We start from the raw sequence: 7,547 nt of genomic DNA on the forward strand, positions 1-7,547 counted from the left end.
GGTTGGGGCCCTCTCCCCGTTCCTTGAAAAGAGGGCTCGAAGCTCGGATCCCGAAGCTCAGGCCGTCTCGTCCTTGAGGTCTGTGACGAACGCGGCCCAGGCCGTGGTCCGGAACACGAGCTTCGGGCCATGGGGGTTCTTGGAGTCGCGGACGGGGACGAGGGTGGGGTGGCCGGCTATTTCCAGGCAGTCGCCGCCGCTGCCGCCGCTGTGGCTGGACTTGTGCCAGGTCGCGCCGTCCAGGTCGTACTCAGGGATGCTCCTCATGGCCGCAATCCTGCGCGATGTGCTTGATGAGGGCCGGAGATTCGTCCGGGGAGAGGGCGCACGCTGTGAGGAGTTGGAAGGTGCGCTGCTGATGGCGGACGTAGCGCCTCTGCCATGACTTCCGGCCCGCCGGTCTGCCGACGCAATGCAGCCTCGTCAATCACCGTCCACAACAAAGGGCTTGTTGGATCGTCGAGGATGCGGGCTCTGTCCGTCCGAGCAGTCACCAACTCCTCGATCATCTCCTCTGGTGCTGTGGGCCGGTACGCCCGGAACACGGCCCGTGCATACGCGGGAGTTTGCAGCAGCCCGGGGATGAGGAGCGGCGCGAACTGCCGGATCTCCGTAGCCGCGGCCTCCGCCTCCACGGCCTCCGCAAAATGCTCCGGATACTTCGACTTCGCCGCCGCCCCACAGTTCCGCTGAAAGAAATCCCCCGTCCCCAACTCCTCGTCCAGCAACCGCGCATACTCCCGCTGCATCCGCCGCGTCCCCGCCTCCAGCTGCCCGATGAACGACCCGCTCACGAACAGCCGCTGTCCCAGTTCCTCCTGGCTGAGGCCGGCCTTCTCGCGGGCGTGGCGGAGTTCGGCGCCCAGGAGGGCCCGAGGGGAGGAGGACGGGTCGAGGTCCCTGGAACCGGGCATGGGCAACTTCCTGTCGTACACCTGGGGTTGTTGGAACGCCGTGTATGGCCAGGTTAGGCACCGGTCGGCCACGCTGTGTGGTGAATCACAAACTCAGCGTGGAGGTAGGGAAAGGTGCGTTCGACCGAAGAGATCGTGGAGGCACTGCGGGACGCGCTCGCGGGTGTCGGTGCCGTGCTGCCGTCGCTGGGCGTCGACCCGGTGACCGGTGCGAGCAAGGAGCCGTTCGCCCTGGTCGATCTGGGGCGGTGCAATGTAAGGACGGCCGAGCAACTGACGGACGTACTGCGCTCGCTGCCTGTGAGGGAGACGCTGCGGGCGCGGGTGAGGCAGGTCAACCGTAAGCCGAAGTCACGGTGAAGTAATGGTGGTCGACGTCGCGCGGTTCCGGTGAACGGCGGCGTCGCGCCGCTGTATATCGTGGCGGGCGCTGATGAACGTGCCTGTGACAGGAGTTCGGGGGACATGAGCGCGTCCGGGACGGCTGTGGAGGCAGGCGGCGGCAGCGGGACGGGTAGTTCACGGCCGGCCCCCTCCGGCGTGCGCAAGGCCGTCGGTTCCGCGCTGTGGGCCGTGGTGGTGCCCGTACTGCTGCTGGTCGGTTCCGCGGTCGGACAGTGGGTGACCTGGCTCGGGGTCGTCCTCGGCATGGCGACCATCGCGGTCGCCGCCAGCGTCATCGGCGGTTTCTGGCACCGGGCCGGGGCGGCGACGCTCGTCTCCTTCGGCGGATTCGCGCTGATGCTGTTCGCCGGGCCCGCCGTGTACGAGGCGTACATGGACACCGTGGGAGAGCCCGTCGACGCCGTGGTGACCCAGGTGGTCGACCGGGACCAGCGGCGCGGGCCGGACATGTTCTGCACGGTAAGGGAGCTCGGCGGGGACCGGAGGACGTACGAGGTGTCCCAGCAGGAGAACTGCTTCGGCCAGGCAGAGCCCGGCGACCGCGTCGAGATCCGCGAGGACCCGCTCGGGCTGCTCGATCCCAGGCTGCCCGACAGTCCCGATCAGCGGAACACCACGGAGATCACCCTCGCCGTCACCGCCGGACTGACCCTGCTCCTCGCGGGCGGCACCTTCTACGGCGGTCAGCGCCGCCGGGGCCGGTGAGTCAGCCGGCCGCCGCCAAGGCCGCCCGCAGGTGCCCGTCGGACTCCGCCAGCAGCCGCGCCGCCGTCGGGCCGTCCACGTCGGCCAGGATGGTCAGGATCGCGTTCTTCACCTCGCCGTCGGTGGCGGCCAGGGCCCGTTCGATCTCCTCGTCGCCGGCGCCGGTGGCGAGGGCGACAATGCGGTGGGAGCGGGCGCGCAGTTTGTCGTTGGAGGCGCGGACGTCGACCATCAGGTTTCCGTAGGTCTTGCCCAGGCGGATCATCGTGATCGTCGAGAGCATGTTGAGGACGAGCTTCTGTGCCGTGCCGGCCTTCAGCCGCGTGGAGCCGGTGAGCAGTTCGGGGCCCACGACGATCTCGATGCCGTGCTCGGCGGCGGCCGCGAGCGGGCTGCCGGAGTTGCAGGCGAGGCCGATGGTGAGGCAGCGGTGGGCGCGGGCGTGTTCGACCGCGCCGATGGCGTACGGGGTGCGGCCGGAGGCCGAGATGCCGACCACCGTGTCGTCCGGGGTCAGGCCGAGGGGCTCCAGGTCGGCACGGGCCAGTTCCCGGGAGTCCTCCGCGCCCTCCACCGAGGTGACCACGGCCTGCGGGCCGCCCGCGATGAGCCCGACGACCCGGGAGGGGTCGGTGTTGAAGGTGGGCGGGCACTCGGAGGCGTCCAGGACGCCCAGCCGGCCCGCCGTGCCCGCTCCCGCGTAGACCAGGCGGCCTCCCCGGGCCATCCGCTCTGCCAGGGCGTCGATCGCGGCGGCGATCTCGGGCAGCCGTGCCGCGACCGCCCCGGCCACGGTGGCGTCCTCGGCGTTCATGAGCCGGGCGATGTCGAGGGTGGGCAGCCGGTCGATGCCGGCGAGGTCCGGCCGGAACGCCTCGGTGGTCAGGGACTCCAACTCGGCTCTGAGCTCACGGGGGTCGGAGGTGGAGGTCATGGGACGGCTCTTTCCGTGTCTTTCCGTGCTTTCCGGTGCGGGCCGGGGCCGGCTCAGGAACGATGCCGGTGGGCCAACGCCTCGTACGACGCCGAGAGCGCCGGCGCCGCCGTCTCGTACGTCCGCTGCGCCACCCCCACGAACAGGCAGTCCACCACAAGAAGCTGACCGGTCCGGGACGACATCGCCGCGGGACGCAGCTCGCTCTCCCGGGCCGTGGACGTGGTGAGGACGTGGTCGGCGTACTGCGCGACCGGGCCGTCGGGGCGGCCGGTGATCGCCACCGTCGTCGCCCCGCGCTCGAAGGCGACCCGCAGTGGCTCGATGACGTCCCCCGTCGACCCGGAGTGCGTGACGGCGATCGCGACGTCGCCCGCGCGCAGTTGCACGGCGTTGGTGACGGCCAGGTGCGGGTCGCTGTGCGCGTGCGCCACCAGCCCTATGCGCAGGAGCTTCTGCGTGAGGTCCTGGGCGACCAGCCCGGACGCCCCGACGCCGTACACGTCCGTGCGGCGGGCGGTGGTCAGCGCCGTGACGGCCGCGCCCAGCTGGACGGTGTCGAGGCCGGCGGCGGTGTCGGCGAGGGTCTGCTGCTCGTCGTAGGCGAGCTTGGCGACCACGTCGGCGATCGGGTCGTCGACCGCGATGTCCGTGGTGATGGCCGGGGCGCGGCCGGACTGCTGCTGGGCGGCGAGGCCGGCGAGGGCCAGGCGCAGGTCCCGGTAACCCGGATAGCCCAGCAGCCGGGCGGTGCGTACGACGGTCGCCTCGCTGGTGCCGGTGAGTTCGGCGAGGCCGGTGACCGTGAGGGCCGCGCAGCCGGCCGGGTCGCCCGCGACGGCCTCGGCGACGCGCTGCATGGAACGCGTCATCGACGGGCCCAGCGTGCGGACCTTGGCGGCGAGGGCGGCGGGGGCGGGCGGGGTGCCGAGCGTGCCGGCCATGGCACCCGTGCCACTGCCTCCCGTGCCACCCGTGCCACCCGTACCGCTCGTGCCGCCGCACTCGTCGGCGAAACTTTCCTTCACTCTTCGGGTCACCCTTGAAAGATATTTTCGGCTCGGCGTTGTGGTCAAGAGTGCGCACAATGGGGGCATGGACCCCATCAGCCCCCTGGAGCAGGCGCTGCACGCCGCGCGCGCCCTCGTGCTGGCCGACCTCGTCGCGGGACGCGTCGCCGAGGCGGACGTCGTGTCGCTGGTCGAGGAGTCCGTCACGCGACGGCGGTGGTGGGTCGAGCAGTGGCCGGAGGGCGCGCAGTACGTCGCCGGTCTGGTCGCGCAGGACGTGCAGGACGCCCTGCTGGAGCGCTACGGCCGCTGGCCGCTGTGCCCGGTGTGCGGCACCGGCGACCCGCACGCGCTGGACGTGGAACCGGAGTTGGGGCCCGACCCGCACTGGGTGTGCGGCGAGGCGGGTGTGAAGGTCGCGGCGCTGGGATCGCTGGGCGAGGCTCTCGGCGGAGCGGCGCCCTCGTGACCGTCTACATCGATCCGCCGACCTGGCCCGGCCACGGCCGCATGTGGTCCCACCTGATCAGCGACGTCTCGTACGAGGAACTGCACACCTTCGCCGAACGCCTGGGCGTGCCCCGGCGGGCCTTCGAACGCGACCACTACGACATCCCTGCCCAGCGGTACGCGGACGCCGTGGCCGCCGGGGCCGTGGAGGTCAGCAGCCGCGAGGTGGTGCGGCTGCTGCACGGGGCGGGGCTGCGGCGGCCCAAGGGGCGGGCTCAGTCGCCGGGTTCGCGCAGTTCGTAGGCGACCTGCTCGGCGTCCTCCGCGACGGCCTTGAACCCGGCGCGGGCGAGGACGTTGTGCGAGGGCGTGTTGTCCCGCTCGACGTTCGCGACGACGGTCCGTACCTCGTCCCGGGACAGCGCGTACGCCGACAGCGCGCGCAGCGCCTCGGTGGCGTAACCGTGCCCACGGGCCGCTTCGACCAGGTCGTAGCCGATCTCCACCCGCCCCGACCCGTCCGGCACGCCGTGGAAGCCCATGGCGCCGAGCGCGCGGCCGTCCTCGCGCCGGACCAGGACGTACATGCCCCACTCCGGCCGGTGGACACCGTCCTCGTACTGCTTGAACACCAGCCCGGCGCCCACCCGGGTGCCCTCGGCCGGGTCGCCCTCCAGCCACTCGAAGCCGCCGTCGCCGACCGCGCCCAGATCGGCGGCCGCCGCCGGGGTGACGCCCTGAAGGGTGAGCCGGTCGGTGGGCAGCACCAGGTTGTTGCTCCAGCGCCACTCGGTCACCGGGTCGCGGCCGGGCAGATCGCCCCGGCCGGTGGCCCACAGCAGGGTCTGCCAGGGGGTGGGGCCGGGCTGGACGTGCGGGAAGATCCGGGTGAGGACGAAGTCGCACAGCTCGGGGTCCGGTTCGTACGACACGCCCAGCCCCTCGGCCATGTCGTGGGTGTGCAGCAGCACCTCGGCCGTGCCCATCGCGGCGAACCCCTCGCGGTTCGCGCTGCGGAACGGATACGGATGGAAGGCCCGCACGTCGCGCGGTGTCGTACGGATCGCGGCGGCGAACAGGGCGCCCATCGTGTGGATCACCCGCAGCGCACCCGCGTTGTCCGTCCCCTCCTCCAGCGAGATCTCGAACGGCGTGTACCCCTCGGGCTCGCGCCCCGCGAGCTGCCCCGCGTACCCGATGAGATCGTCGGCGATGTGCACGGCCGTCTCCCGGCAGCTCCACTCCAGCCGCCCGGCCCGCACGCCCTCCCAGTCCCGGTCGGTCACCGCCCCCAGCAGGCCCACGCACTCGGCGACGGCCTGTTCCACCTGTTCCGCACCCGTTGTCCACATGCCGGGCAGGTTACGAGGGGACGTCGGGTGGAAGCGACAGCATTTCCAGCTCGGCGGTGAGGTTGTAGCGGGCCGTCGCCTCCCACTTCGACGCTCCGTACGGCGTCCTGAACAGCCTCGGCAGGTCGAGGAGTTGGCGCAGGATCGCCGCGCGGCCCGTGCGGAAGGCGTCGCTGGGGACGAAGTGGTACTCCTCGCGGACGGCGGCGGTGTAGGCGGCGTACGCCGACGGGGGCGAGGCGAGGATCGCCAGGTCGGCGTCGCACAGCACCTGGCCGTCGGGGTCGTCGTCGGCGGGGTCGTGGCCGACGGTGAGGCGGACCAGGCGGGCCACCTCGGCGGTCCGGGCGGCGGACACGCCGGCCTCGGGGAGGGCGCGCTCGGCCAGCCGGGCGGAGCGTTCCTCGTTCTCGGACCGGTCGGGGAGGTAGACGGCGTCGTGGAACCAGGCGGCCAGCCGCACCACGTCCGGGTCGTGCGCGTACTTCTCCAGTACGTCGATGTGGTCCAGGACCGCCGTGAGGTGCCCGACCGTGTGGTAGCGGCGCTGGGGCTCCTGCCAGCGGCCGAGCAGGTCGTCGGCGTACGGGACCGGGTCCGGGCCGCCGGCCGGGCCCCGGGCCGCTTCCAGGGTGCGGACGAAGCGGGCGCGGAGGGCGTCGAGATCGGCCATGGGGTCATTCTCCCGCTGAGGGGGGTGTGACACCTAGCGTGGGTCCCATGACGACTCCTGCTGATGTGTACGACGTACGGGACCCCGAGCAGCCCGGGCGGCTGCTGTCGACCGAGCGTGACGCGCTGATCCCGCTGTTGCGGGGCAGGGCCGAGGAGGACTTCGCGCTGCCCGTGAGGGCGTGTCCGGGCTGGTCGGTGCGGTCGGTGCTGGCGCACTGTTCGGCCGCGCTCACGCGGGTGGTGGAGAACCGGTTCGAGGAGGGCGTGTTCTCGCCCGAGTCGAACGACCGGGACATCGCCGAGCGGGACGGCTGGAGCAACGCGCGGGTGGTCGACGAGCTGGAGCGCGGGATGACCGAGGCCGGGCCGGTGATCGCCGGGGCGGACGGGAAGCTGGACGGTCTCGCGCTGGGGGAGTGGGTGCACGCCGGGGACGTGCGCGAGGCCTTCGGCGAGCCCGGGGCGTACGGCGGGGCCGGGCTGCCGGACGCGCTGGCGCTGCTCGCCCGGATCACCCGCGAGCGGGGGCACGTGCCGCTGCACGCCGACCTCGACGACCTGGACGAACCGTTGCGGCTCGGGGAGAGCGGCGGGGAGCGTCCCCCGGGGCGCTTCATCGGGGACGGGCCGACGCTGGTGCGGCTCTACACAGGGCGGCCGGTCGACGGGGCGCCCGCGTTCGAGCTGGTCGGGGTGGAGGCGAAGTCCCTGAACATCTACGGGTGAGCCATGTCCCCCAGGGCTTGGAATCCGGCGTGAGCGGGCAGCGTAGTCTTGATTGGACTAGACCTGTTGTCGAAATCTAGACCTGTCGCCGAACGCCGACGCCATGCCGACGAAGGGGCCCCATGAGCAAGCGTGCAGTCCTGGAGGTGATCGCCCTCGGCGTCGAGGACGCGGTCGCCGCACAGGCCGGAGGCGCGGACCGCCTTGAGCTGGTCACCGACATGGCGGCCGACGGGCTCACCCCGTCGGCCGCCACCGTCGCCGGGATCCGCCGTGCCGTCGACCTCTCGCTGCGGGTGATGCTGCGGCTCGCCGACGGCTTCGCGGCCGGGGACGTGGACCGGCTGGTGCGGGTGGCGGGGGAGCTGCGGGAGGC

The 7,547-nt window shown here is 72.3% G+C and carries 11 protein-coding genes and 1 pseudogene; 6 read left to right on the forward strand and 6 right to left on the reverse strand.

The features are described from left to right. Positions 1–57: 57 nt before the first annotated feature. Together CA983_RS37770 and CA983_RS37775 are read right to left on the reverse strand one after the other, a co-directional pair. Entirely contained in the window at positions 58–267 is a 210-nt protein-coding gene (locus CA983_RS37770) for a DUF397 domain-containing protein (RefSeq protein ID WP_086605238.1), read from the reverse strand. Positions 268–364: 97 nt separating this feature from the next. After that, positions 365–914: pseudogene (locus tag CA983_RS37775) on the reverse strand (helix-turn-helix domain-containing protein); the annotation flags it as partial. A 114-nt stretch (positions 915–1,028) separates the two neighbouring features. On the opposite strand from CA983_RS37775, the gene CA983_RS37780 reads away from it, so the two are divergent. Both CA983_RS37780 and CA983_RS37785 read left to right on the forward strand, forming a co-directional pair. Continuing rightward, positions 1,029–1,274 (forward strand): hypothetical protein, encoded by a 246-nt coding sequence (locus CA983_RS37780; protein ID WP_107500329.1) that lies wholly within the window; start codon positions 1,029–1,031, stop codon positions 1,272–1,274. Positions 1,275–1,379: 105 nt separating this feature from the next. Continuing rightward, complete coding sequence (locus CA983_RS37785) at positions 1,380–2,024, forward strand: hypothetical protein (RefSeq protein WP_244207268.1); 645 nt, start codon at positions 1,380–1,382, stop codon at positions 2,022–2,024. Position 2,025: 1 nt separating this feature from the next. Here the strand turns inward: CA983_RS37785 and murQ are convergent, their stop codons facing one another. Together murQ and CA983_RS37795 are read right to left on the reverse strand one after the other, a co-directional pair. After that, entirely contained in the window at positions 2,026–2,958 is a 933-nt protein-coding gene (gene murQ / locus CA983_RS37790; protein ID WP_086605240.1) for an N-acetylmuramic acid 6-phosphate etherase, read from the reverse strand. A gap of 53 nt (positions 2,959–3,011) precedes the next feature. Next, a complete protein-coding gene (locus CA983_RS37795; RefSeq protein ID WP_107500330.1) occupies positions 3,012–3,998 on the reverse strand; it encodes a MurR/RpiR family transcriptional regulator in 987 nt (328 codons plus the stop codon). 55 nt (positions 3,999–4,053) lie between these two features. Here CA983_RS37795 and CA983_RS37800 point away from each other — a divergent pair, with 55 nt between their 5' ends. Further along, entirely contained in the window at positions 4,054–4,437 is a 384-nt protein-coding gene (locus tag CA983_RS37800) for a hypothetical protein (protein ID WP_086605242.1), read from the forward strand. Beyond that, entirely contained in the window at positions 4,434–4,721 is a 288-nt protein-coding gene (locus CA983_RS37805) for a DUF4031 domain-containing protein (protein WP_086605243.1), read from the forward strand. The genes CA983_RS37800 and CA983_RS37805 overlap by 4 nt, the downstream gene beginning before the upstream one ends. Here the strand turns inward: CA983_RS37805 and CA983_RS37810 are convergent. Both CA983_RS37810 and CA983_RS37815 read right to left on the reverse strand, forming a co-directional pair. Then, positions 4,694–5,746: a GNAT family N-acetyltransferase gene (locus CA983_RS37810; protein WP_086605244.1), complete on the reverse strand. Its 1,053-nt coding sequence runs from the start codon at positions 5,744–5,746 to the stop codon at positions 4,694–4,696. The genes CA983_RS37805 and CA983_RS37810 overlap by 28 nt on opposite strands. Before the next feature lie 34 nt (positions 5,747–5,780). Further along, on the reverse strand, positions 5,781–6,443 hold the full coding sequence (locus CA983_RS37815; RefSeq protein ID WP_086605245.1) for an HD domain-containing protein: 663 nt from the start codon (positions 6,441–6,443) through the stop codon (positions 5,781–5,783). Positions 6,444–6,490: 47 nt separating this feature from the next. Here CA983_RS37815 and CA983_RS37820 point away from each other — a divergent pair, with 47 nt between their 5' ends. Both CA983_RS37820 and CA983_RS37825 read left to right on the forward strand, forming a co-directional pair. Next, complete coding sequence (locus CA983_RS37820) at positions 6,491–7,171, forward strand: maleylpyruvate isomerase family mycothiol-dependent enzyme (protein ID WP_086605246.1); 681 nt, start codon at positions 6,491–6,493, stop codon at positions 7,169–7,171. A gap of 122 nt (positions 7,172–7,293) precedes the next feature. Beyond that, positions 7,294–7,547 (forward strand): copper homeostasis protein CutC (locus tag CA983_RS37825; RefSeq protein ID WP_279628496.1); only part of this gene is annotated, 254 nt, incomplete at its 3' end.

This window comes from Streptomyces swartbergensis (assembly GCF_002148965.1).
Taxonomy (GTDB): Bacteria; Actinomycetota; Actinomycetes; order Streptomycetales; family Streptomycetaceae; genus Streptomyces; species Streptomyces swartbergensis.